This window comes from Sorangium sp. So ce887, from assembly GCF_051521455.1.
Lineage (GTDB): Bacteria > Myxococcota_A > Polyangia > Polyangiales > Polyangiaceae > Sorangium.
Genome location: NZ_CP150354.1, coordinates 1,131,416 through 1,156,359, shown reverse-complemented (window position 1 = coordinate 1,156,359; position 24,944 = coordinate 1,131,416). Strand labels below are relative to the sequence as shown.

Below are 24,944 nucleotides of genomic sequence, written 5' to 3'. Positions count from 1 at the left end.
CCCCCAGCTCCATTCGGCGAAGCCATGCGCTCCCTCCCGCTTCTACCGCGGCGCGGAGGGGAGCAGGTTCCGCAAGGCATCGTGCAGGCGCCGATACGTCACGATGACGCTCCACTCCGCGCCCTCCCTCGCGAGATCCCGGGCGACCTCCGGCCCGATGCCGGTGAGCACGCAGGCGCTGCCGAGGAGCCTCACCGCCACGGCCACGCGGAGGAAGAGCGCAAGCGCGCTCGCCTCCATCCGGTCGAGCCCGGTGATGTCCATGACCACCGCGCGCGCCCTCCTGGCCTTCACGGCGGCGAGGAGCCTCTCCATCAGGTGCGCGCACCGCTCCTCGTCCACGAAGCCGATCACGGGGACACAGAGGATCTGACTCCACACCTCGAGGATCGGCATGGAGAGCGCGCGTATCGCGGCGCGCTGGTGCTCGATGAGCGTGAGCTTCTCGCCGAGCTCCCGCTCGTGGGTGAGCTCGCGCGCCCGGGCGAGCTCCTTCTCGGCGTGGGCGCGCGCGAGCGCCTGCGATGCTGCGGGCAGGAGGCGGCGGACGAGGCTGACATGGCGCGCGTCGAAGGAGGCGCGCGCGGGATGGACGAGCACGAGCAACGCCAGCAGGGGGCCCCGGCCTGGAGCGGCGCGTGGAGCGCGGAGCCGTAGCTCTGCAGGATGGCCTCCGGCTGGCGCTGCCACTCGGCGAGCTGCGCGACGTCGAAGCTGGCCACCGGATCGGGGGTTGGGAGAGCCAGTGTGCCGTGGAGTCGAGGGGAGCGGAATGCCCGCTGGGGAATCCCTCGTTTTGTGCCCGTTTACAGCGGGAAAATTCACAGGGAGGCGGGGAGGCGGGGAGTTTTTCTGAGATTTTACTCCCCGCCTCCCCGCCTCCCTGTGAATTTTCCGAAAGATTTGAGGGGATTCCTCAGGGTGCCCGGCACCGCGCCGTGAGCAGCGGGCCATGGGGCCGGCGGGCGATGCGCAGGAGGGGGAATCGTTGCGTAGGATATAGAAATTGGCGCACAGGAGGGTGGCGAGGCTGCTCAGGAGGGTGGCGGGACGGCGCAGGCGTCGCAGAATGGTTTCGAAGGATACAGAAATGGGTGCGCAGGAGGATGGCGTGGCTGCGCAGGAGCCGCACGATTGTAGCACAGGACACCGAATGTGGCGCAGAGGAGGGCGGCAAGGCTGCGCAGGCCGGGCGACGAGGCTGCGCAGGCGGGGCGTCAGGGTGGGCCAGCCATGTGCGGCGCCCGCGTTCCGTCCCCTATGCGCGTGCGCGTGTTCGGTGCTCGTCTTCGACAAGAGGGCTACCCGTCCCGCAGATCGGGGCCTCGCCGGCGATCAGGGTACCTGTCGCGCCCGCGTTCGTGCTCTCATAAAAGGAAACCAAGAAAGGTCCGGTGCTACGAGATGCGTGTGTCGTCTTCCTTGACCGTGGGGCATCTGCTCCTGCTCCTGTCCGCGCTCGCCGGAGCCGCCTGCGGAGGCGATTCGCCGCCAGTGGAAGAAGAAGATCTCTCGTCGTCGACCTCGTCCGGTGGGGATGGCGGCACCGCGGGCGCCGGCGGGCTGGGCGGCGGCGGCGGGGATGCCAGCGGCGGGGGAGGCGCCGGTGGTGAGGGCGATGGGGGTGGCTCAGGCGGCGCTGGCGGCACCGGCGGTGGGGGTGGCTCCGGTGGCGACGGCGGCTCCGGTGGCGACGGCGGCTCCGGTGGCCAGGGCGGCTCCGGTGGCGACGGCGGCTCCGGTGGCCAGGGCGGCTCCGGTGGCCGAGGCGGCGATGGCGGCTCCGGCGGCGAGACCGGCAGTGGCGGCTCCGGCGGCACTGGCGGCTCCGGCGGCACTGGCGGCTCCGGCGGCACTGGCGGCTCCGGCGGCACTGGCGGCTCCGGCGGCTCCGGCGGCACTGGCGGCTCCGGCGGCGACGGCGGCTCCGGCGGCACTGGCGGCACTGGCGGCTCCGGCGGCGGCGAGGAGCTCCCCCCGGTGCGCGTCCGGCTCATGGCCGCGAACCTCACGAGCGGCACGAGTCAGAGCTACGACCCCGGCCACGGACAGCGCATCATCCAGGGGGTCGGACCGGATATCGTCCTGCTCCAGGAGCTCAACTACGGCGACAACAGCGCGGACGCGCTCCGCGACTTCGTGCACGACACCTTCGACAGCACCTTCAGCTACTACCGCGAAGAAGGCGCGCAGATCCCGAACGGGATCGTGAGCCGCTATCCGATCCTCGAGGCCGGCGAGTGGGCCGACAGCGAGGCGCCCAACCGGGACTTCGCCTGGGCGCGCATCGACATCCCCGGCCCGATCGACCTCTGGGCCGTCAGCGTCCACTTCCTCACCGCCGGCTCGAGCGAGCGCCAGGCCGAGGCGCGGCAGCTCGTCGCGAGCATCCGCGCGAGCCTGCCCGAGGACGATTACCTGGTCGTCGGCGGGGACTTCAACACCGACAACCGGAGCGAGTCGTGCCTCTCGACCCTGTCGGAGGTCGTCGTCACCTCCGGCCCCTACCCCGCCGACAGGAACGGCGACACGGACACCAACGCCGGCAGGAGCAAGCCGTACGACTGGGTGCTCGTCGACGTCGACCTCGATGCGCACGAGACCGCCGTCGTGATCGGCGAGAGCAGCTTCGCCAGCGGCCTCGTGGCGGACACACGCGTCTACGCGCCGATCGAGGAGCTCAGCCCCGCCCTCGCGGAGGACAGCGGCGCCAGCCAGATGCAGCACATGGGGATCGTGCGCGACTTCCTGATCCCCGTGGACACGACGACTCCCGTCGATCCGACGCCGGGCACAGCCGCCCTGATCCTCAACGAGATCCTCGCGAACGAGCCGGGCAGCGACACGGCCGGCGAGTTCGTCGAGATCGTGAACGTCGGCTCGGCGGCCGCCGACCTCGGGGGGTGGACGCTCTCGGACAGCGTGTCGGCGCGGCACACCTTCGCCGCCGGAACGACGCTCTCGCCCGACGCGGCCATCGTGGTGTACGGCGGCTCGACGGCCGTGCCCCCCGGCGCGAGCTGGGCAGTCGCCGCCTCCTCGGGGCCCCTGGGGCTCAACAATTCCGTGGATACGGTGACGCTGCGGGACGTATCGGGCGCCACGGTGGACGCCACGACCTACGACGCGACCCTCTCCGGCACCGACGGCGTCTCGATGAACCGCGACCCCGACACCGTCCCGGGGGAGCTCTTCGCGCTGCACACCGCGCTCTCCGCGAGCGACTGCTCGCCCGGCACGCGCGTGGACGGGTCGCCGTTCTGATCCGACGCTGCCTGTCGGCGCCGCGTCCGTCGCGCCCGACAGGCAGCCGTCGCGACGGCGCGCCTGCGCTCAGTTCCAGAGCCGCGTGACAAGACCGTACGTGGGGTACGTCTGCCGCGTGCCGGCCACGAGCAGCTTGCCGTCTCCAGCGACCGTCATCGACTGCACGGCGTTCTCCTCGCCGAGAAAGAGCGCCTGCACCCCCTTGTCGCCGAACGTCGGATCGAGCGCGCCGTCGGGCAAGAAGCGCACGAGCGTGGGCCGGCTGGCCGCATGCTCACCCACGTTGCCGGCGACCACGATGCGGCCGTCCCGCTGGAGCGCCATGTCGACCGCGACGCCGCCCGGAACCCCGGCGAGCGCGAGCCCGTCCTCTCCGAAGGTCGTGTCGAGCCCGCCGTCCGGCTCGAAGCGCACAACGAGGAAGTCGGTCGATCCCGCCTCGGCGCTCCGGGCGCCCACGAGGATGCGGCCGTCGGGCTGGACGGCCATGGCGACCGGCTCCTGAGGGCCGGCCCTCGTGATCTGTTGTTGCCCCAGGCCGCCGATCGCACCGTCCGGCGTGAGCTCCAGCAGCACGATGTCGCGCTCGCCGGCCACCTCGATCCAGCCGGCCACCAGCGTCGAGCCGCCCGCGTCCGCGACGAGCGCCGTGCCCGCGCCCGGGCTGCCCGTGAACGGGGCGGTCCACCCCTCCGTGCCGAAGTCGCGATCGAGGTAGCCGTACGTGGGGTTGATGGCCGCGACGAAGAGCTCGCCGTCGCGCTCGCCGGTCACGAGGAGCCGCTCCGAGGGCGACAGATCCATGGCCGCCACATACTCCTCGCCGCCGAGATCGATCAGGTCCTTGCCCGTGTTGCCCGAGTCGACGCCGTCCCGGGTCCCGTCGTCGCGGTAGCGGAGGAAGGCGATATCGTCCGTGGTGTCCCCGCTGGCGTGGCCGACGAGGAATACGGCGCCGTTCAGGAGGCGCGTAATACCACGAATTTGCTGAGGTTTCGTGCACCCACAGAAGGCGTCGGCCACGCTGCCGCCCGCGAAGGACGGGTCGGCCGCGCCGTCGCCGAGCAGGCGGAAGCCCTTGAGCGTGGCCCCGCCGAGGCCGCCGATGCCGTTGCCGGCGGTCAGGATCTTCCCCTGCGCCGTCTGCCGGATGTCGTGGAGCCCCCCGCCGTCGGAGCCGAGGTTCCAGGCGGCGATGCCCGCCTGACCGAAGCTCTCGTCGAGCGAGCCGGGCTTGCCCGTGACCACGGCGCGCACGGTGTCGGTGCGCGCGGTCCCGCCGGAGGTCGCGATGAGATCGAGGTCGAACGCGGTGCCCAGCGTGAGCGCGCCGGAGGCGCCGACCTCCAGCCTGCCCGCGCTGCTGCCCGGCGGGATGGTGATCGCCGCTGCGACGAGGCCCGGAGGCGGCGCCTGCACGTCGACCTCGACGGGCCCGTCGAAGCCGGCGATCCGGGTGATCGCGACGTCGACGTGGTGGATGCCGTTGTACGGGACGTTGACCCCGGTCGACTGGATGGCGAACGTGAAGTCGCCCTCGGCCTGGCCCCCCTGCCCTCCGCCCCCGTCGGCCGCCCCCCCGCCGTGCGTCGAGGTCGAGGCGGAGGACGACGACGCGCCGGCGCCGCCGCCGCCCGCGCCCGGGTCGAGCGACACGCCCTCGATGCCGAGGAGCGCCTCGCAGCCGAGGAGCGCCACGGCGCCCCCGAGGAAGGCCGCGCGTGCGGTGATGCGGGCCAGGGCGGCGGTGGTTCGATGGGGTGTGCTGTTCACGGCATCGAGGAGGCTAGGCCACCGGCGGCACCGCGTCGAGACGGCGGCCGCGGCGCTCGCGCGGGCGCGCGGGCGCTGCGCGCGGGCGCTCAGGCGCTCGCGGGAGCCCGGTGCAGCTGCAGCAGGTCCATTGAGGGAGCCCGGCTGGTGAGCCGGAGGTCGTAGCGCTGCTGCAGCAGCCGCAGCACGTTTGGCGAGATGGAGGCCGGCAGGCGCGGCCCGAGCACGATGCCCTTCACGCCCAGGCTGAGCAGCGTGAGGAGCACCGCCACGGCCTTCTGCTCGAGCCACGAGATCACCAGCGTGAGCGGCAGATCGTTCACCCCGCAGCCGAACGCCTGGGCGAGCGCGCCGGCCACGCGGATGGCGCCGTAAGCGTCGTTGCACTGCCCCATATCGAGCAGCCGCGGCAAGCCGAGGTGCGTGCCGTGGTCCTGGTTGCGAATGCGGTACTTGCCGCAGCCGAGCGTGAGAATGAACGAGTCGGCCGGGGTCTGCGCGGCGTAGTCGGTGTAATAGGTGCGCGCCGCCTCGGGGCCGTCGCAGCCGCCGACCAGGAAGAACCGGCTGATCTGCCCGGCCTTCTCCGCGTCCAAGATGGCGCCCGCGTGCGCGAGGGAGGATCGCCTCGTGATGGTAGCCGACCTCGGTCTCGCGGACGAAATGGTCGGGCAACGGCGGGCTCGCGAGGGCCGCCCGGATGACCTCCGAGAAGTCGCCAACATGGACGCGCCGGCCGCCGGGCACCGCTGTGACGCCGGCGGTGAAGAGGCGATCGCGGTAGGCCTCCTTCGGGATGAGCACGCAGTTCGAGGTCATCAGGATCGGCCCGAGAACGCCGCGAACTCGCCCTTCTGATGCTGCCACGCAGAGCCGTAGTGGCCGGCTAGGTTCGGGTGGCTCGCGAGCTTCGGATACGCGTGCGCCGGGAGCATCTCGCCGTGCGTGTACACGTTCACGCCCGTCCCCTCGCACTGCTGGAGCAGCTCGGCGAGGTCCGCGAGATCGTGCCCCGAGACGAGGATCCCCCGCCCCGCGACGGTGCCCTCCCGGACCATCGACGGCCGCGGCTCGCCGAAGCGGAGGCGGTGGCCCTCGTCGAGCATCTTCATCACCTGGAGGTTCACCTGGCCGCACTCCAGGCAGAGCTCGAGCAGCGCCTCGGGATCGAAGCTCACGTTGGTCAGCGTGGAGAAGAGCGCCTCCTCCAGAAAGGCGTTCACCCGCTCGTCGCGCATGCCGACCTTGCGCGCGTGGTGCGCGTAGGCGGCGACGCCCTTCAGGCCGTAGATCAAGATCTCCTGGAGCGACTGCACGTCCTCGTCCTTGCCGCAGACGCCGGCCGTGGTGCACCCGGTCCCGTGGGATGCTTGCTCGCACTGGTTGCAGAACATGGTCATGGTCGACCTCGTGGGGTGTGGGCCCCCGCGCGCGGCGCAGGCTCGGGCTGGAGCGCGCGCCGCCGCTGCCGCCACGCAGCGGCGCGGCCGCGCGGCCGCGCAGGGCGCGTCCTCGACAGGCCACGAGACCAATCAACGCTCGTGCCGCCGGCTCGCGCCGGGTCTCGCGAGGCCGAGCGCGGGCGAACCGGGTTCGCCGGCGCTGCCCCGCGCCGGCGAGGCGCAATCAGGGCGCGCGGGCGCAAACGGTGCGCACGAGCGGCTTGCCTTCGCCTCCCTTCGCCTCTCTCCCGTCTGTCGTTCCTCGCGGGGAGCCGACGCTCGACGGCCTCATGGGGGAGCGCAGCATGATTGCGGGCGGGCAGCGTGAGACGTCACCACAGGCGCAGGCGGTATGGACGCAACATCATCGAGCTCGGCTACGAGTGGCACAGGTGCCGAGGCCACCGAGGCAAGCAGCGCATCGAGCGTCGGATCGGGCGGCGGAAGCACGGCTAGCTCTGCGAGCAGCTCGAACGGCAGCGCCGGAGCGGACGCCGGCGGCGCGGACACTGGACGCTCCGGCGAAGGCTCATCGGACGGGTGCAGCATCGGCGGACCAGAATCGCGGCAAAGTCGCGAAGCCACCGTGCTGAGCCTCGCGTTCCTCGCCGTCGCGATGGCTGCACGGGTTCGACGCCGCGCCCCGCACGAAGCGCCGAGCCGGGTGCACACCGCCAGTGCGCGCAGGCATCCGAATTGAAACAACAGCCAGGTAGAAGCGCCAGGCGCCCCTGCGCCGCCCGATCCCGCCGCCGCCGGCCACGACGTCCCCAGCCGTGTCCATCGCCGGTCGGGTCGCTGCGGCTCCGGGGTGATTGTCAGAGACCGGCCTCATGGACCACGACTCCATTAGGCAGAACGCATCACGACTGGAGCGGCCAAGAATCCCAACTTGAACCCCACACCCGCCCCTTCACCGCACGCCGCGCAGCTCACCTCAAGCGCTTGAATCTGTTATGGTTTTCGCACAGCGGACCCTTGATGTGAACGAGCACCGCACCCACCTCCTCGCGGGGTCCAAGCGGGGCTTGCCCGCGATCCGCTCAGCCGGTCCGGGCACGATCCGAATGGGCGGTGCCTGACAGTACCGTCGGAACGACCGCTTGGGTCGCGTCGGAACGGCTGCTGGGATCACGTCGGACTACACGGCGACGGCGCACGATGGCGTCCCTCGGGCCGTTGCTAAGGCTTGGGGCTCTCCTCAAGCGCCAGCGAGGCGACGCCGCGCCGTTGCCGAAGCGGCATCGGCCCTCCGCTGACCTCGCCATCCCCGGCAACGTCGCCGCTGCCTGCGACGCGTCGCACCATTGCGTCGATCAAATCGCCCTATCAATTCGTACCAAAGGCTTGACATGCCGGGTTGGCCGTAGGCTACGCTACCTTCCAACGATGCGCAGGAGGGGTATGAGGGGCGGGATTGGATCTATCGACCGTCCACGCAGGAGCGGTGGTCCGTGGACCCGGAGGCGGATGACGCCCAGCTGGCCGCGATCGAGGAAGGCCTTCGAGGAAGGCCTTACCGCATCCTCGAACGCGCGCCTGCGGCGCTTCGACGGGCCGGCCGTACTCATCCGCTGGAAGACGAAGATGGGCCGCACGGCTCACGACCTACATACTGGGCCATGGAGATCGGCCGCGCGTCACAGTTGATTGCGACGTTGGACTGACCGAACCTTGACACAGAGAAGAAAGGAGCCGCATGACGTCCCCGCATGAGCCGCGCCGCCCTGGAGAACTCGCGGCCGAACGTCTTTCGGCGTTGCTCGCCTTGCTGTCACCGCAGGATGGGAGAGCATCGCCGCCCCGAACCTTTCTGGCTCAACTCGAGCGGTGGAGCACCCAGACCATCGCCGCCCTTGAGAATGTTCAGCTTGACCCTTCGCTCGTTCGGCGGCTCCTTCAAACGTTCCTTCGGCTTCTTGTCGAGGTTGCGCCGCGTCTACAGGACGGCGCTGCTTCAGCGACGCCTACCGACCCTCAGATATCGTCCCACGCCAGCTACGTTCCGATGCGAAAGTTGGCTGAGGCCGCATACTCTCGCAATCCGAAAGCAACTTACAGGACCATTCGTAGCACCGACCAAGAAGAGCTGGAACAGGGCTATTTTCTCATGAGTTCGGCTCTTGGACATGCCGCCGCTGCGCTAGAGCTGGAGACACAGGCAGACTTTGCAATGACGTCGATCAGGCGCGGGTACGAGAAAATGTATCGAAGATACGTGAAAACAATATTCGATCTCTACACGCTTGCATCAGACAAGGCACATCGACCATCGATTGACACCGGTGAGCAGATGAGCCTACTCGACAACATTCAAAAGAAGTACCCCAACATTATCGACAAACGAGCCATCTTCGTGCGCAATGCCGCGGCCCACGACAATTGGGATGTGGATCCGGAGGACCCTCACGCTTTCGTCCTGTGGAACGAGCACAAGACGCAAGAACGATCGAGGCGTACTCCTCGCCAGCGCTTTACGTTGAACGACCTGATGAGCCTGGCGCACGACATGGGCTTCGTTTGCACGCGCGTATTCCCTGCCGTGACTCGACCGTGCACTCTTCATTATGAGGAGCGCTTCATTCAGCGGGTTTCCCCGGTCTTGCCTGAGATCGTAAACGATGACCCCAACACCTCGTCTGCTGCCGTGGAACTGGTCAACGAAGAGTTGGACGCAGCTGGCATTGCAAAGGACTCGTCGAACCGCGACGCGCTAGTCCAACCGGCCGCGCGGAGCGCGCCCAGCCGCGCTCCGCGCGGCCGGGCGCGCCGCAGGTGAGCGCAAAGTCGTTGGGTGGGCGGAGCGGTGACTGCCTCGCAACCGTCGGCGTGTGTTCGTGCCTAGCATCCGTCCGACGTGTGCAGCACCTCGGCGCCACGCAAGCGGCGTGTGCGCATCCGTGCTGTGACTGCACAGCCAGAGCGCGCGAGAGCGCCCTCCCTTGCCACGCGGAGTTGTTTCGATGTACGATACACAACGATCAAGCTCATGAACAGCCCCCTGCAACAATTCGTCAAACTGCATCGCGCGCGCCTCACGGTCGCAGGCACTGCTGTGCGAATCGTTCATCAGTCGGACGTCGTTCGTACGGCTGGCTCCCAAACGCTGGATCCATACATTGCTCAGAGAGCGCTAATTTTTTATCGTTCAATCACGAACATCATCATGGATCTTCAGCAAGGGTACCCACTAAACACATTCAAAGAAACTCTCGCGCGAATCCCTCAAAGCGAATCTTTTAGGACGTCGCACTTTGGAGAGATCGCGGCGTGCCTTTTTGCCGAAGAAGTAGTCGGACTGAAGCGGCTCTATAGCAAGCTCTCGCTACTTACCGCTGAGAATGCAAACGCCAACAAGATGGACCTGCTGCTCTATGACCCGGGCAAGGTACCGCTCGAATTTGTCCTCGGCGAGGTCAAGTGTAGCGCCAAAAGCATTTCCGACGGCGATCCACCCCGACATCACGAATCATGCTTCGCGTCGCTTTTCAAATCGATGCGAGAGTATACAACAACCGACCTCGAGTTCGATCTTGCTGCCATCAAAGATCGACTTAACGACAGCGACATTCCGCAGGGCGATAAGGCACGTATCATCGACGCGCTACGCCCGTACAGCCAACGGCGAGTCCGCTACGCAGGTTTCGTTGTGATTGACGCGTCGACCCGGCGCGATGACGAGGCCCAGGTTCTAGCAACTCGTGCCAGCGACAAGGAATGGGATGTTGACTTGGTCGGGTTCGAATCTTACTCGGCCATATCTGAGTCAGTCTATAAGAGATTGGAAGGAGTCCTGGAAGCGCTAAGGAGAGCATGTTCACCCTAGAAATCATGGAGACAGTCGCACAGGTTCCGGAATTCGTTGCCGATATGGCTGCGGTGCGTCAGTGGTTAGCACACGAGCGCATTCGTGCAAGCCATGAGAACCTCACTCTCGCGTTTGAACGCCTCGCGCATTTCATCGAATGCGTCCTCGCGAGTGCCCCCGGCTGGGATCCATCGCGTCGGAGGACGTTATGTGTCGCTGCCGCAGAGTCTGCCGAAGCCCTCGCCCTTGTGTTCGAGGCTCGAAGCGCGATGGCACGGCGTATGCGGTTCCGTGCATCAATCCTATATGAACTCGCTGAGATGCCCGCCATGAGTTCGAGCGTGCTCGCCGCTGAGGATGCAAAGGGATACTTGGATGCCATGTTGCGGCACCGCGGACCGTTCAGTTCTCTTGATGCAGCGCCGAAGCCGGAACCACAATCGGAAACTCAGGCTCGGAATGTCGATCTCTTGGACGTCGTCGATGCAGACGTCAGCGCGCTCGCGATGTATCAGCATGGGCACGCTGCGCGCCCGACGTGTCAAGCGACAGGCGCCGCGGCCAGGCTTGCATCTTACCTTTCATTGGGCCTGACTCGGTCAGAGGTCGAGTCGCTCATTGAGGTAATCCAAATTCACAGCGAACGAGCTGTTCGGGCACACGTATCTGATGACCTCTTCGAATTAGTGCGACGCCTTTCATTTCCGACCGAGCTATTCCCGGCGCAAATCACTGCACTTAACAGTGGTCTCCTCGACAACGCGATCGATTCGTGGGGCTTCGCTGCACCCACGGGAACCGGGAAGACGTTTGTAACCCGTCTACTCATTCTTGATTACTTGCGCTCAAACATCGGAGGAGCAGCACTGTACGTAGTACCGAGTCGCGCGCTGGTTCACGAAATTACCAAATCGCTTCGCGAGTTCTTCGATCGTGAGGGAGTGGAGGTAGCTTCGATTAGCCCTCAGATCACGCGACTCACAACGGAAGAGGAGCAACGACTCGCATCCAAGAGCGTCATCGTAATGACGCCCGAAAAGGCGGACCTTTTGCTCCGACTCAGCACGACCGTGCTTGACCGAATGAAACTGGTGGTTGTCGACGAGGCTCATCATATCGAGTCGGGCACGCGCGGCGCTCTTCTCGAGTTCTGCCTGTGGCGCCTACGTCGATTGGCGCAAGAGTCGACAAGGATAGTGGTACTATCCGCGGTCGCTCCCAACATTGCGGACATTGCACGATGGCTCGGGACCCGGCCCCGAGTTGCTACGAGCGATGTTCGATCGACTCGCATGCGAGCTGGCATCTACCGAATCAAAAAGACCGGTCGCTTCAGAGAAGGGTGGATTGACTACGCCGACGGATCGTCCGTTCGGCTATTCGAGAGGGCGTTGGCTACCACAGATCATGGCCTTCTTGTGCAATTGGCCGATCGGATAAACGCTGCCGGGCCTGTGTTGATCGTCGCCAGCGGCAAGAAGGAATGTGAAAAGATTGCCGCTATGTTAGTTGAGTGGAAGAGGGAACACGGGACGCTCCGAAGTCTCAGTGCAGCGGAGCTCGCAAGCGATCACATTGCGCGCCTAGATTCTCGTCTTGAGCGTGAAATGTACGCGAACGTATCGATGCGCTCTCTGCTGAAGCATCGAATCGCGTATCACCATGCTGGTCTTCCACCGCGGGTCAGAATAGCTGTTGAGGAAGCCATACGAATGCGGCTTATTGACTTCGTGTGTGCGACCACGACCCTTGCGGAAGGGGTGAACTTCCCGTTCTCTTCGTTGATCGTTCAGTCTGTCGCAATTCGCGAAGCGCCGGAGAAAGGGCGCCCCGTCAGATACCATCCCGTGACCCCTCGTTCATTCTGGAATATCGCCGGGCGTGCAGGTCGGCCGGGTGTGGATAAGGAGGGCCAGGCGATCCTATTTGAACCTTCTCTGGGCCTGGAGCGAACCAAATACGTAATCGGCGCCTACACCGACTCAAGCCTGAGTGGTCTGGACCCAGTTCGAAGTGCACTCGGCGAGGCTATTGCTGAAATTCATACGGAATTTGCTGCAGGCAGGCTCGACCTGACAACTTTGGATCAAGAGGCGCTTCCTAGGGAAACGTCGAAGGCTGTACAGGGCACAGTCAATCTTGCCCGCGTCGCGCTGATTCATTCGTCTGCGTCTGGGGTCTTGGCGACGCCTAAAGAGATGGTAGAGGGAACGCTTGCGTTTTCACAAATGACCAAGCCCGTACAAGAGTTCGCGGTTGGTTTCTTTGAGCGACAGAACCAAGTTGTCGATAGATTTTTTGCAGCCCGTGGTGCCCCCAGTAGAACCATCGTCGCTGAACTTGGACTTTCACTTCAGACACTCTCTAATCTAAGAGCGTACGTTCAATCACTTGACGACTGGAAGCTGAGCAGGATGGCGAACGTACTTCGCGGCGGACAGGTTGATCTTCGCCAAGCAGCGTTCGTGGTGGGGCCTGTAGCAAAGCGAATGGCTGAACTTGAGGGGCCAGAGCTTGGTGGGATCTACAGTGAAGTGGCCGTTCAGTGGATTTCCGGGGTACCGCTTACGTATATAGATAAGAGAGCGCAATTTCGCAACTGGTCTCGGCTTGAGGATCTCATTAGTGTTATGTACTCCCGCGTTCAATTCTTATTACCCTGGGGCCTCTTTGCATTCGATCGTCTTGTCGAAGAGGAGGATAATGCGCGCGGCATTGTGTACGGCAATGAAATCAAGACGTTGTCTTACCTTGCCGATGCCGGCGTTCCGTCTCTGGATGCCCTGAGACTAGTGGGCTTGGATTTTGAGCGTGTCGACGCGGCGCGCCTTGCCTCGGAGTACCACAGAAAAGGCGGCAAGAGCCTTGGTGTTGATGTTGTGGGTTGGATGGTGTCACAACCCATCACCGCGTTGGAGCGAGCTGTACTTGGAGTGGACAGTCGGCGTATCGATTATGATTTTAGACAACTTGTCTCTGCGATTCGGCTTGCTGCGTCATCCTAGTTTTATGACTGTCCCGAAGCCCGCCGCGAGGATCGCACGATCGCGGAGAGCGGTGGGGTTGTGGTAGGGTGCGACCCCGCGGCGCGGGCTTCGCAGATGAAGACTGGCCGTAGGTGCCCGGTTCGCGGACCCGCGTGTTGGACGGGTTCACCTTCCTGAACCACGTGTTTTCGACGTTATTCAGGGAGACGCAGCGTCTCGACGGCGATCCCATCCGGCCCCGTTACCATGTCGCCATACCAATCCCAGCTGCTGCCGCCCTTGCCCGGCGGCCCCAGCTCGTATGTGACGCCCTCCAGGGTGAGCTGGTCCTCGTCGAGGTACGCGACGCCGATCGAGTCGCCGCCACGCCCGGGGCCACCGTAGCCGCCGTCGCCCCCTCGGCCGCCGCTGCCGCCGCCACAGGACCACCTGCCATCCCCCAAGGCGCCCCCCGGTGCGCCTCGGCCGCCTTTGCCGCCTAGCTCCGGCGGCCCGCCGTCGCCGCCCGGCCCCGCCTCGAGCGTCCTGATCACGCTGTCGCGCACCGTCACCTTGGCGCGGAGCGCGACGATGCCGATCGTCGGGTGGCCGTTCTCGCCCGCTCGCCCCCCTCGGCCGCCGCAGCCGCCGGCTCCTCCGGACCCGCCGCCGGCGCCTCCCTTGGACGCCGCGCCGCACACCGCCAGCCCGCCGCGACGCCCGCCGCCCCCACCGCCGCCTTGTCCCGGCCTGCCCCTGCCGCCGTCGCCCGCTTTGTCGCCCTCCCATCCGGCCTCGCCGATACGCCCGATGCCGTGGCCCGTGGAACCGATGGTACCTTGCGCCCCGAAGGTCCCGAAAGCCCCTGCTTTGCAATCGGTGCCTGTCACGTCTCCGGCTCCTCCCCGCCCATCATTCGTCGGGTTAGGAGTCGGCGTCGGCTCCCCGTCGTCCCCGTCGCCAGCGCCGTCGGAAAGCCCGTCGCCTCCCTTGCCGCCGATGCTCGGGGTTCCGCCCTCGCACGGGTTCACCACCGCTGGGCCGCCGGGGACGGTGGCTGCCGAGCACGCGTCTCCCCCATACAGCCCATCAGCTGCCGTCGCTGCCTGATTCGGCCAGGGCCATTTCTCGCCGTCGTGGCCTGCCCACCCGTAGGATGTGGCAATATCGCTCCGGATGAGCTCCACCGCGGTGTCGGACCGAACGAGCACCGTGATCGGGCCCCATGCACGCATGCCCATGTCGACGACCTTCGACACCCCGTCCGCGGCGCCTGTATCTTCGGCGCTCGGCGGCACAACGGTCAGGGTAATATCTGACTTGTCGGTGATCTGGATCAGGGAGCGCGCGTCGGGCACGCGCCTCCAATTCAAGCAGCTGAATCCTCCGATGAGATCCACGCCGGAGGGCAGCGTGAGCGGACCGAAATAGCCGTCGTAGCACGCGAACACGCGCCCTCGTTGGGTACGCGCGATCTCGACGCCACGCTGCAGCGTACGCACCGGCTTGTCCCTCGTGCCGGGGTTTGCATCGTCCCCGCCGCCGAAAACACCGCCCACGAACACCCCGCAGCCATCCTCCAGGACATCGGCGGCGAGACGATCGAGGCAAACCGACTCCGGCGGCGGGTCGCCTTGACACGACGAGGCCCCGTCGCAGGCCGTTCCGCCAGCGCCGTTTGGGCCCGGCGCGGTGCCGCAGCCGGTTGCGACGAGCAGCAGCACGGGAGATAAAAATTTCACTCGCCTGGTTCGCATCGGTTTCCCTCGGTGGTGCGTCGCGCGTAGGAGGGCAATCAAGGGGGCGGTCCGGGATCGGGACCATGGAATTGGCGATACGGCATGGAATCGCCGGTTTGGCCCTTGCCTGCGTCGTCATCTGGCGCTGCATTGCCCGCAGGACCTCCCTCACCAGCACGTCCGTTATACGCGGCGGCATCCGGCCCGAAGCTCACGTATGCGCTGAGGGCTGCGACGCCGTAGGAAGACCCCCCGAGTCCGCCACCAGCATCGCCCCCACGGCCTCCGTCTCCTCCAAGACCGCCTTCGCAGCCTCCCCACAAGGTGCCGTCTGGACCAAAGCCCCTACCGCCATGACCGCCCCAGTGACCGACGCCGCCAGGTTGGCCGGTTCCGCCAACCCCGCCCTGGCCACCATCGCCCGTGGTCAAGGCGGTCGCCTCGAGCGTCAACGCGCTCCCCTGCAGCGCAACGACACCGATGCTCGCCCCACCATACCCGCCGCCCTTGCCGCCCAGTCCCCCGCAGCCGCCACCGCCCCCGGAGCCGCCTGCCGCACCGCCTTGAGGCCCGCCTTGCCGACATTGCAGCATGGGACCGAGCGCCTTGCTGCCGCCACCGCCGCCTCCCCCTTGCGCCACGCCGCCTTTGTTTCCGTCCCCGCCCCGAACGCCAATCCATCCGTCGACGCTGAGGTAACCTGCCCCGAGGGCGCCGGCGGCGCGACCGGCGTCCGCGCCATCGGCGCCCTTGCTCCCTGCGCTGCATCCCGTGACGTCTGCGCCCGAGCCTCCGCGACCCATATCCTCTTGATTTTCCCCCGGCTCGGGCTGGCCCGGGGCGCCATCGCCTCCCACCTCAATCCTGCCATCGCCGCCGTATCCGCCCGTCGACTCGGTACCATCGTCGCACACGGTCACGACCGGCAGGGCACCCGTCGCGAAGTCCGCCGTGCAGGCGTTCGCGCCAACATTCCCGGAGTCACCATCCTTGGCCCGAACGCTGAGCGCGTCCTCGCCCGCCTCGCCGTCCTTGCCGTTCCCCGCGATGACCTCGCTCGACACCACCTTCACCTTGGCTCCCGGGCTCAGGATCATCGCGATCGACGACTTCCCATCGGTCGCGGACGCATCCGCCGCAACGATCCGCACGCCGAAGATCACCGACGTCGCGTCCTTCTCCCCGACGACCCGCATCGGGATCCCCAGCGCAGGTGCGATGGTGGTCGGGTGAGTGGCCCCGTCGAACGACCACCCGTAAGACCATCCGCCGTCAGCACAGCGACGACCGCCCCAGAGGTGGACACCCGAGATCAGGGTCACCTCTTCCTCGAACGTCTCGCCGCAGGCATAGACGTGGTGCAGGCCTCGGGCTTGCGCCTCCACGATCGCCTGTTGCAGCGACGTGAACGGCTCAAGCCGCGTGCCGGCGCGCGGGCCGTCTCCCCCGGCGCTGGCCCTGACGAACACCCCGCATTCGTCCATCACGGGACCCACGCCGGGCTCGAGCACCTCACAGGGCGACTTCGGGGGTGCGAAGCACATCCGCTCCTCGCCGCAGTCCTCCGCGTACATGCAGCCGGAGAGCCCTCCCGCGCCGCTCGTCGAGAAGACAGTAAAGGCGCACAGCCGCCGCACATGTCGCCACTGGAGAGAACGCATGTCCTTGGCTCCTTGATCACCACGCCCCGTGCGCCACGAGGCCAACCTGCTCTGGCGTTGCCACCGGCGAGAACGCAACGCGATCTCTCGCGGGCTCGGAGCGGGTGAAGGCAAGATCCGTGAAGAACGACGCCACGGTCGCGGCCCCAACGACGCCGCCCGCAACCATCATCCCCGTGCCAAGCGCGGCGAACTGGTCTCGCTGTCGTCGGAGACGCGAAAGCTCAGGGCACGCTGCAGGCGGCGATGGCTCCCGGCAAGCCCACGACGTGACTCCAAGCTCGTCGAGCTTGCTGTTGTGCTCCTCGAGATCGCCGTCGGCTACGCTCGCATGGATCATGAACAGGGCGCCGAAAGAAGCTGTCGCCGTGGTCAGGCCGATGCCGGCGATGCGCAGCGTCCCCGGCCACGAGGCCCATGGCCCGGGAGCCTGCGCGCCCGCAGCGGCAGTGGTGGAGGACGAGCTCGCGGGCGCCGACATCGGCCGCGCCGCTTGGTCGGAGCTGCGTGCCGCCGCCGCGTGCGGCAACTGCATCGAGATCTCGTGCTCCGCGCCCGCCACGGCGCGCAGTGAGTGGAGCACCTCCTCTCGGCCCGGCGCGCGGGCCCGCACCATGTGCTGGCCGGGGTCGAAGAACAGCGTGTAGGTCCGCGCGGCGCGACCGACACGCTCGCCATCGACGAGCACCTCCGCATCGGGCGGGTCGACCGCCAGGTAGAGCAGCGCAATGTGCGGCGCAGTCTTGCGCTGGCCCTCCTCGAATCGTCGCTGAAGCGCAGGAGAGAGGGCCTCGCGCTGTTCGAGGCTCCAGGCCAGGTGCTCGGCTGCGTCACGGTATCTCCGCAGCGCGAGCTCACAGAGCCCCAGCTCTCCGGCGAGCTCCGCTCGCTCTCGCGCCGCGGTGGACGCAGGGTCTGCTGCCTTGAAAGCCGCGTCGTAAGCTGCGTGCGCCTCGGTCCAGCGACCGGCGTCTCGCGCCTTCCGACCGCGCCGAGCGAGGTCCTTCACGGTCGCGCTATCGATCCGGCGTGGCGTCGCATCGATGTCCTGAGCGCCGACCGAGCTCGCAAAGCCCGTTCCGGCTCCAAGCATCATGCAGACCAACAGTGGACGTGCAACGCGACGCATTGATGGACGGTACGTACGCCAGCTGCACGGCGTCAATGTCCATGAATCGCTGTCAAACGAGCTCTGGGACGAGAAAAAACAGCCAGATCCCGGAATGAGTCGCTTCATCCTCAGGGACCAGCTGGATGCGGACATTAAAGCCACACATACACACATTATCCCACCAAAGTTGCCCCGCGACTCACTTTCCTGAACCCTTTTGGCCGCCTCAAGTGTGCTCCCCGCGTGGACAAGCGATCGACCGGCTCTTCCGGATTCGAGCTCTTCCGGCGCCTCGCCAGGCGCCACGGTGTCCCGGCGCGAAACGCCGAGGATGTCGCCCAGGAAGCGCTGCTGCGCGGGTTGGAAGCGGACAACCGAATCGAGCCGGGCGGCGACACCGCGCCGTACCGCGTTACGATCGCGATCAACCAGGCGCGAAATCACGTCCGTAACGCGCACTGCCGCGGAGAGGTGCTGACCTCGTTTGACGAGCGCGAGGTCTGGGACGAGTGCCCCACGCCGGAGGAGCTGCTCCGGAGGCGGCAGCGGGAAGCGCTCATGCGGCAGCTGATCGGCCAGGTCGCCCCCAAGTACCGGACTCTCTTGATCAAGCACGAGCTCGAGGAGACGCCGCTCGCCGAGATCGCCGCCGAGCTGGGGCTCCCGCTGGCGACGGTGAAGACGCAACACCGGCGGGCGCGCAAGGAGCTCGAGAGGCAGAGGCGACGGTGGGCAGCGCGGCAGCACTCTCACGGATGGGATGAAAGCGCCTGCGTGCCGCTCGCGTTCGGGTTCCACGATGGCAGGTCGTGGACGGCCTGGCTGCGCCGTCTGGGTGTGAGGATCCTCGTCCAGGGTGCGCTCGTCCTGCTGACCGGCGCGCTCGTCTCTGCGGTGCCGCCCTTGCTCGGCCGGGAATCGTGGCAGCCGCCGGCGGCGGCTCGCTCACCCGGTACCGCGCCGGCAGCGGAGGCCGCCACGGCGATCACCGCAGGATATGACGCGCGGCGAGCCGCGGGGCCGGCCGCGCCAACCGCGCGCCCGAGCTCGTCGCCGACGGCGCAAAACAGCGTGCGTGCCGAGGCGGTGGTGAGCAACACGCCCGCTCCCTCGATGACGACAGCTCGTCGGCCCGCGTATCCGACGAGCGCCGTTCGACCCGCCGTCAGCGAGCGCGAGAGGAGCCTGGTCAACCAGGCCCGGAGGGCCATGGAGGCCCACAACGCCATCGGCGACGTCGAGGCGCGTCGGCTGCTCGAGACCCATGCACAGCAGTTTCCGCGAGGGCGGCTCGCGGCCGAGCGCGAGGCGTTGCTGAGGCAGCTCCGCTGAATCGTCGGCTGTCCATCGACAGCCAGCAAGCGGCAACGCCGGTGGTGTCCTCGGACAGCGCGCTGAATACGACACTTCCCGGAGCAGGGAGCCATCGGTGAGCCCAGCTGCGCCTCGCGTCCGGCGGAAACGCCCACGCGACCGACAACCTCTCCGTGCGTCGACCGTGCCGCCTTACAGCGCCGCGCGAGAAACGGGTAGCGCGGCAGCCCTGTATGTCAGTAGAATGGCGAATCCTTGAACTCTGAACGAGGTTGGCAGTGGAAAATAATACCATGGTTAAACGACCGCGCTTTGCCCGGCTTCGCCGCTCCATCTCGCTCGCCCTCGTCGCTCTTTGCGTCGCCTGTGGCCAGGCACCGACCGATGCCGACGGACCGGATGGCAACGGCACCACGGAAATCCCGTCCCTGAACGGGGATGTCGCGTTCTCCACGCCTAGCCAGACGTTCAGGGATCAGATCCAGGTGGAGATGTCCACCACGATCGCGGAGGCGGAGATCCGCTATACGGTGGACGGGCAGCGACCGACCGCGGCCTCCACGCTGTACACGGGCGAGCCCGTGACCCTCACCACCACGACGCAGATCCGCGCGCAGGCGTTCGTGGGGGGCGCCGCGAGCGGCGCGGTGAGCACCGGCATCTACATCGCGCGCACCGTCGACGCGACCTCCGACCTTCCCATCATGATCATTGACGGTTACGGCGAGGGCAAGCCGACCGACAAGGAGATCTACTTCGACGCGGCGGTGATGATCTGGGAGCCGGTCAACGGGGTGGCCTCGATAGCCTCGCTGCCCACGATGGCGATGCGCGGGGGGTATCACGTGCGCGGCCAGTCGTCGCGGAACTTCCCGCAAACACCGTACAAGCTCGAGCTGTGGGACAACGACGACAAGGACCTCGACTACCCGGTGCTGGGCATGCCCGCCGACTCGGACTGGGCGCTGATCCCTCCCTACTACGACCGCACGTTGATCCGTAATCCGTTCACCTTCACCCTCGGCCGCGACATGGGCCTCGAGGCGCCGCGCACCGAGTTCGCCGAGGTCTACCTGAACTACGACGCGCGCTCCATCGGCGAGGCGGATTACCAGGGCATCTACTGGATCTCGGAGACCATCAAGAACAACAAGGTCCGCACCGACCTCAAGAGCCTCGAGGAGACGGACCGGGCGCTGCCCGATATCAGCGGCGGTTACATCTTCAAGTTCGACCAGGCGGCCGCCGAGGAGCCGCAGCTCACCTGCACCGGCGCGGACCCCCTCCCGTCGTTCGGAGGCTTCGGGGGCCCGGGCGGAGGGCCGGACCCCGAACCGAGCGGCACGTGCTGGATCGATCTCGAGGTCGTGGATCCCGATCCCCTGAACGACGAGCAAGCGACCTGGCTGACGCAGTACATCCAGCAGTTCCACGACACCGTCCATCAGACGCCGATCGGCGATTACTCGGCGTACATCGACGTGCCGTCGTTCATCGATTACCTGATCATCAGCGAGCTGACGTTCAACGTCGATGCTTACGTGCGGAGCTGCTATTATCACAAGGATCGCGATCAGAAGCTCAAGGCCGGCCCGCTCTGGGACTACAACTTCGCGCTCGGCGGCGTGGGCGCCCAGAGCCCGACGCCGGAATCGAACGGCGAGACCGGCTGGCGCTTCAGCGGCCAGAGGAACGTCAACAACTGGTATCAGAAGCTCACCGCAGATCCGACCTTCATGGCGCAGGTGAGGACGCGCTACACGGCGCTTCGCCAGACGCTCCTGTCCGAGGCCGCGATCGAGCAGCGCATGAACGGCCTGAGCGCGCCGCTCGCGCAGGCCGCGGCCCGCGACCTCGCCAAGTGGCCGGTGTCGGACATCATCGAGTCGAGCGAGGGCTTCCTCGGCGGCCCCACCGCGCCGACGTGGGAGGGGCAGCTGCAAGTCATGCGCGACTTCATGATGGCCCGACTCGCCTGGATGGACGCCAACTTGCCGTGACACGTCCGGGACGGGGAGCTCTCGACGCAGATCGGATGGCAAGGCTCCGGGGAAGGCTTCGAAGAGGCGTTCCACGCCCGGTGCTCACCCGGGTGGCGTCGCGGCCCGCCCGTCGCGTGGCGGCACCGACGTCGACCGATGTTTTCCCATCCGGCTTCCGGGGTTAAGCTCCCTTCCGGTGAGCACCTGGTGCGCCGTCTGCGCGTGGCTGCTGGAGGACGCCGATCGCGCCTGCATCAGGTGCGGTGCGCCGGTGCAGGGGCTCGCCGCGCAGCCCGCGCTCGCGTTCCAGGCGGGCGGCTTCTCGGGGCCGTCGCCACCGGGCTCGCCTGCGCTTGCAACGCTCCCGGGCGGCTCCTCGCCCTGGCCACCCGGTCCCGGGCCGGTGGAGGTGTTCATCTCGCACGTGCCGGCAGATGAACGCCACCGCGCGCGGCTCGAGGTGCACCTCGGTCTCATGATGCGGCAAGGGCTGCTCCGCACGTGCCACCGGGGGCGCGTGCGCGCCGGGGAGGTGGTCGACGCCGCGGTGGCGGCCAGCCTCGAAGGCTCCTGGCTCGTCCTGCTCCTGGTGAGCGCCGATTACCTCGCTTCCGAGGAGTGCTTCGCGTGCGAGGTGCTCCATGCGCTCATCCGCCACGAGCGCAGCGAAGCGCAGGTGGTCCCCGTGCTCCTCCATGCGTGCGACTGGGCGAGCGCGCCGTTCGGCAGGCTCATGGTGCTCCCCACGGGGAGCAAGCCCGTCTCGAGCTGGCGCAATCGCAACGAGGCATGGGCAGACGTGGCGCGCGGCATCCGGCGCCTCGTGGAAGCGCGTGCGAAGAGCGCCCTCGCGACGCACGAGATTTGCTTTGGGGGCCCTCCGATGGGGGCGCCCCTTCCGCTATCTCCGGGCTTCGAGCCCGGCGCCTTCGGCCACGGGGACGGCCGCGCAATCGAAGAGGGCAGCCGGTACGCCCCCTCGCCGTGGCCGCCTCCGCCGCCCCAGGGCGCTCCTGCCCTGTCGTGGCCCGGCAGCAGCGACACCCGCACGGACAGCGGCGCCCCCGCGCCGCGGCGGCCCCCCCGGCCCTTGCTCCCCGCGCCGCCCGCGGACTTCCTGGGCCGCGAAGACGACATCTCCGATCTCCTCCAGAACCTCGGCCCCGCGGGCGCCGCGATCATCGGCCCCGCGGGCGTCGGGAAGACCACGCTCGCCCTCCGCCTCGCCCTGGAGCTCGAACCTCACTATGCCGAGCGGCGGATTCACGTCGAGCTCGGGGGCGCGGGCCCCATGTCCCTGCATCCGACCCTCGCGATGGTGCGCGTTCTCGAGAAGATCATCGCGGGCTTCAAGCCTCCGGGCGATGCGGCGACGCTCGAGGCGATGTACCGCCACACCCTCTCTTCCACCCCCGCGCTGCTGCTCCTCGACGATGCAAGGGATCCCGAGCACGTGGCGCCGCTCGTCGCCGGGTGCACGCGGTCCCTCTTCCTGGTCATGTCGTCGCAGCCGCTCGCGCTCCCGGGGCTGTACACGCGGCAGCTCGGCGCGCTCTCGGCGGACGACGCCTGCGCGCTGGCGCGCGCTTTCGCTCCGCGCCTGGACGAGGCCGGCGCCAGAGCGCTGGCGGCGCAGTGCCAGTCCCTGCCGCTCGCGATCCGGGTGGCCGCGAGCGCGCTCGCCGCGGAGGCGACCCTGGCTCCCGCCGACCATCTCGATCGGCTCCGGGCCGCGCTGCGCCGGCTCCCCCCAGCCGAGGCGGCGCTCTGCTCGAGCGTCGACCTGCTCCCGCGCGGCCTGCAGCAGACGTGGTGCGGGCTCGGCGAGCTCGACGAGGACTTCGATGCCACGGTGGTCGCGCAGGTCAGCGGTGTGACGCCGGAGCTCGCGCGCGAGCAGCTCCGCGAGCTCGAGACGCGGGCCCTGGTCGACCGGGACCCCACGCAGGATCGCTGGAGCATGCACGAGCTCGCGCGCGGCCACGCCCGGAGGCACGGCTACGACTGCGCCGCACCGGGACTCGTCAGTGGACGGAATGCCGGTTGAACGGCGCCTCGCGGATTGTCAGCTCCAGCGTCCTGAGGTCCTCCTCCGTCACGAGCACGCCGCCCTTGCGCACCTCTTCCGCGACGCGAGGATCACGGCAGTTGAGCGGCAGAGACTTGCGCGAATCTGCCGGGTCCCTTGTCGAACGAGTTGGTGCGGATCTGCCCCATCGAGTTGCCGTACCCGCCGGAGCTCAGGTTGGCGCCGTAGGGGTCGACGTGGACCACCGGCTTGAACCCCGGCAGTCCTCTATTCGATCCGATCCCCCTTGAAAAAGCGACGCTATAGCGGAGTCCGGGAGTCGCGGAGAAGGCGAACCTGCATTCGCGTCGCGGTCGAGTCTGCAGCTGGATGACCCGCGGCGCTCGCCCCGGGGCCGCGTTGACGCAGCGCGGCCCCAGGGATAGACGGCGGCGGCCTTGCTGGAGCTTGCATGAGCCGTACTTCGCTCGCGCCTGCCGGGGACAACGCTCGCGCCGAGCTGCGTACGCTCGCCCGTCTCGCGCTGCCGCTCACCTTCGCTCAGCTGGGCCTCGTGTCCATGGGCCTGGTCGACACGGCCATCATCGGCCGCGCCTCGGTGCAAGATCTCGCGGCGATCGGCATCGCTCGCTCCATCATGTTCGCGGTGACGGCGTTCGGTATGGGGTTCGCGTTCGCCCTTGAGCCGCTCGCGTCGCAGGCGATCGGCGCCGGCCAGCCTGCGCAGGCGTGGGCGGCGCTGCTATCGACGATGCGTGCCTGCGCGCTCCTCTCGCTGCCGAGCATCGCGCTCTCGTTCGCCGCGACGCTGCTGCTCGAGCCGCTCGGCGTCGAGGCCGCGCTCATCCCGGGCGTACGCGCGTACCTGCTCGGCCATGCTCCCGGGTTTCTCCCGTTCCTTGCGCACCTCGCCTACAGGACGTTCCTGCAAGCACACGGCGAGACGCGGCCCGCGCTGGTCGCCTCGCTCGCCGCCAACATCGTCAATGCGGCGCTGTGCGGGCTGCTCGTCCGCGGCGACGAGATGCTGGCGTGGTTGTACCTCCCGCAGCTCGGGCTGCCGCGCCTCGGCGCCCTGGGCGCTGGGCTCGCGACGAGCGCCGGGAGCTTCGTCCTCGCCGCCGTCGTCCTGAGCGCGGCGCGGAAGCGCCGGCCCGCGCCGGCGCGCGAGCGCGTCGCGATCGGGGCGGTCTTCCGCCTCGGCCTGCCCATCGGGCTGCACCTGCTCGTCGCCGGCGGCGCCTTCGCGCTCCTCGGGATGATCGTGGGGCGCCTCGGGGCCCACACCGTGTCAGCTCACCAGATCGCCCTCGGACTCACGAGCTTCACCTTCATGGGGGCGCTCGGCGTGGCGGGCGCCACGTCGGTGCGCGTCGGCCACGCGATCGGCGCCGGCGCCCCTCCGCGGCGATCCGCGCTGCTCGGGCTCGCCCTCGGGGCGTCCGTCATGACGTGCGGCGCCCTCATGTTTGCCCTGGCCCCACGCTGGCTTGTGGGACTGTTCACGTCGGACGCCGAGGTGCTGCACATCGGTGTCCAGCTTCTCTCTGTGGCTGCGCTGTTCCAGCTCTTCGACGGCGTCCAGGTGGTCACGGCAGGAGCGCTGCGAGGCGCGGGGGATGTGCGGTTTCCGTTCCTCGCCAACATCGCCTCGCACTGGCTGGTCGGCTTCCCGCTCACGCTCCTGTTCGGCTTCACGCTGGGCCTCGGCGCCAAAGGGCTCTGGTGGGGGCTCACGGCAGGGCTCGTGACGAATTCGGTCCTCCTCGTCGTCCGGCTCCTGCGCCTCACGAGGGGCAACATCCTCCGCGTCGGGGCAGGCGCCGCCGGCGCAGCGCGGGTCGCCTGAGCG

General features: G+C 67.7%; 16 protein-coding genes. 9 read left to right on the top strand and 7 right to left on the bottom strand.

Annotated elements, in window-relative coordinates:
• Positions 1-42: 42 nt before the first annotated feature.
• Entirely contained in the window at positions 43-600 is a 558-nt protein-coding gene (locus WMF36_RS04420; RefSeq protein WP_437578359.1) for an STAS domain-containing protein, read from the bottom strand.
• Between the two features lie 810 nt (positions 601-1,410).
• Between WMF36_RS04420 and WMF36_RS04415 the strand changes: the two genes are divergently transcribed.
• Positions 1,411-3,264 (top strand): lamin tail domain-containing protein, encoded by a 1,854-nt coding sequence (locus tag WMF36_RS04415; RefSeq protein ID WP_437578358.1) that lies wholly within the window; start codon positions 1,411-1,413, stop codon positions 3,262-3,264.
• A 69-nt stretch (positions 3,265-3,333) separates the two neighbouring features.
• On the opposite strand, the gene WMF36_RS04410 is transcribed toward WMF36_RS04415, so the two are convergent.
• From WMF36_RS04410 to WMF36_RS04400, 3 genes are all read right to left on the bottom strand, one after another.
• Positions 3,334-5,040, bottom strand: a complete 1,707-nt coding sequence (locus WMF36_RS04410) for a delta-60 repeat domain-containing protein (RefSeq protein WP_437578357.1) — start codon at positions 5,038-5,040, stop codon at positions 3,334-3,336.
• 89 nt (positions 5,041-5,129) lie between these two features.
• Positions 5,130-5,765, bottom strand: a complete 636-nt coding sequence (locus WMF36_RS04405; protein WP_437578356.1) for a hypothetical protein — start codon at positions 5,763-5,765, stop codon at positions 5,130-5,132.
• A gap of 93 nt (positions 5,766-5,858) precedes the next feature.
• Positions 5,859-6,440, bottom strand: a complete 582-nt coding sequence (locus tag WMF36_RS04400) for a hypothetical protein (RefSeq protein WP_437578354.1) — start codon at positions 6,438-6,440, stop codon at positions 5,859-5,861.
• A gap of 1,496 nt (positions 6,441-7,936) precedes the next feature.
• Here WMF36_RS04400 and WMF36_RS04395 point away from each other — a divergent pair.
• The 4 genes from WMF36_RS04395 to WMF36_RS04380 all read left to right on the top strand — a co-directional run bounded on the left by WMF36_RS04395 (position 7,937) and on the right by WMF36_RS04380 (position 13,295).
• Entirely contained in the window at positions 7,937-8,149 is a 213-nt protein-coding gene (locus tag WMF36_RS04395) for a hypothetical protein (RefSeq protein WP_437578353.1), read from the top strand.
• A gap of 32 nt (positions 8,150-8,181) precedes the next feature.
• Positions 8,182-9,261: a hypothetical protein gene (locus tag WMF36_RS04390; RefSeq protein ID WP_437578351.1), complete on the top strand. Its 1,080-nt coding sequence runs from the start codon at positions 8,182-8,184 to the stop codon at positions 9,259-9,261.
• Positions 9,262-9,471: 210 nt separating this feature from the next.
• Positions 9,472-10,308: a Hachiman antiphage defense system protein HamA gene (locus tag WMF36_RS04385; RefSeq protein WP_437578350.1), complete on the top strand. Its 837-nt coding sequence runs from the start codon at positions 9,472-9,474 to the stop codon at positions 10,306-10,308.
• Between the two features lie 311 nt (positions 10,309-10,619).
• Positions 10,620-13,295 (top strand): DEAD/DEAH box helicase, encoded by a 2,676-nt coding sequence (locus tag WMF36_RS04380; RefSeq protein ID WP_437578349.1) that lies wholly within the window; start codon positions 10,620-10,622, stop codon positions 13,293-13,295.
• 176 nt (positions 13,296-13,471) lie between these two features.
• Here WMF36_RS04380 and WMF36_RS04375 read toward each other — a convergent pair whose 3' ends face one another.
• The 3 genes from WMF36_RS04375 to WMF36_RS04365 form a co-directional block, all read right to left on the bottom strand.
• Positions 13,472-15,013, bottom strand: coding sequence for a hypothetical protein (locus WMF36_RS04375; RefSeq protein WP_437578348.1), 1,542 nt, complete (start codon positions 15,011-15,013; stop codon positions 13,472-13,474).
• A gap of 38 nt (positions 15,014-15,051) precedes the next feature.
• Positions 15,052-16,569 carry a hypothetical protein gene (locus tag WMF36_RS04370; protein WP_437578347.1) on the bottom strand — a complete coding sequence of 506 codons (1,518 nt, stop codon included), beginning with the start codon at positions 16,567-16,569 and terminating at the stop codon, positions 15,052-15,054.
• Between the two features lie 103 nt (positions 16,570-16,672).
• Complete coding sequence (locus tag WMF36_RS04365; protein ID WP_437578346.1) at positions 16,673-17,785, bottom strand: PEGA domain-containing protein; 1,113 nt, start codon at positions 17,783-17,785, stop codon at positions 16,673-16,675.
• Between the two features lie 225 nt (positions 17,786-18,010).
• Here WMF36_RS04365 and WMF36_RS04360 point away from each other — a divergent pair, with 225 nt between their 5' ends.
• The 4 genes from WMF36_RS04360 to WMF36_RS04345 all read left to right on the top strand — a co-directional run bounded on the left by WMF36_RS04360 (position 18,011) and on the right by WMF36_RS04345 (position 24,941).
• Positions 18,011-19,099, top strand: a complete 1,089-nt coding sequence (locus WMF36_RS04360) for an RNA polymerase sigma factor (RefSeq protein ID WP_437578344.1) — start codon at positions 18,011-18,013, stop codon at positions 19,097-19,099.
• A gap of 275 nt (positions 19,100-19,374) precedes the next feature.
• Entirely contained in the window at positions 19,375-21,081 is a 1,707-nt protein-coding gene (locus tag WMF36_RS04355) for a CotH kinase family protein (protein ID WP_437578343.1), read from the top strand.
• A 178-nt stretch (positions 21,082-21,259) separates the two neighbouring features.
• On the top strand, positions 21,260-23,110 hold the full coding sequence (locus WMF36_RS04350; RefSeq protein ID WP_437578342.1) for a hypothetical protein: 1,851 nt from the start codon (positions 21,260-21,262) through the stop codon (positions 23,108-23,110).
• A 433-nt stretch (positions 23,111-23,543) separates the two neighbouring features.
• A complete protein-coding gene (locus WMF36_RS04345; protein ID WP_437578341.1) occupies positions 23,544-24,941 on the top strand; it encodes an MATE family efflux transporter in 1,398 nt (465 codons plus the stop codon).
• The last annotated feature ends 3 nt before the right edge of the window (positions 24,942-24,944 follow it).

What these genes read in the sequence shown, in the direction of transcription:
- WMF36_RS04400 (WP_437578354.1), bottom strand. Translation starts at nt 6,440, where the DNA reads ATGACCATGTTCTGCAACCAGTGCGAGCAAGCATCCCACGGGACCGGG.
- WMF36_RS04390 (WP_437578351.1), top strand. Translation starts at nt 8,182, where the DNA reads ATGACGTCCCCGCATGAGCCGCGCCGCCCTGGAGAACTCGCGGCCGAA.
- WMF36_RS04370 (WP_437578347.1), bottom strand. Translation starts at nt 16,569, where the DNA reads ATGTACGCGGAGGACTGCGGCGAGGAGCGGATGTGCTTCGCACCCCCG.
- WMF36_RS04365 (WP_437578346.1), bottom strand. Translation starts at nt 17,785, where the DNA reads ATGCGTCGCGTTGCACGTCCACTGTTGGTCTGCATGATGCTTGGAGCC.
- WMF36_RS04345 (WP_437578341.1), top strand. Translation starts at nt 23,544, where the DNA reads ATGAGCCGTACTTCGCTCGCGCCTGCCGGGGACAACGCTCGCGCCGAG.
- WMF36_RS04385 (WP_437578350.1), top strand. Translation starts at nt 9,472, where the DNA reads ATGAACAGCCCCCTGCAACAATTCGTCAAACTGCATCGCGCGCGCCTC.
- WMF36_RS04405 (WP_437578356.1), bottom strand. Translation starts at nt 5,765, where the DNA reads ATGTTGGCGACTTCTCGGAGGTCATCCGGGCGGCCCTCGCGAGCCCGC.
- WMF36_RS04355 (WP_437578343.1), top strand. Translation starts at nt 19,375, where the DNA reads ATGGTTAAACGACCGCGCTTTGCCCGGCTTCGCCGCTCCATCTCGCTC.
- WMF36_RS04380 (WP_437578349.1), top strand. Translation starts at nt 10,620, where the DNA reads ATGAGTTCGAGCGTGCTCGCCGCTGAGGATGCAAAGGGATACTTGGAT.
- WMF36_RS04375 (WP_437578348.1), bottom strand. Translation starts at nt 15,013, where the DNA reads ATGCGAACCAGGCGAGTGAAATTTTTATCTCCCGTGCTGCTGCTCGTC.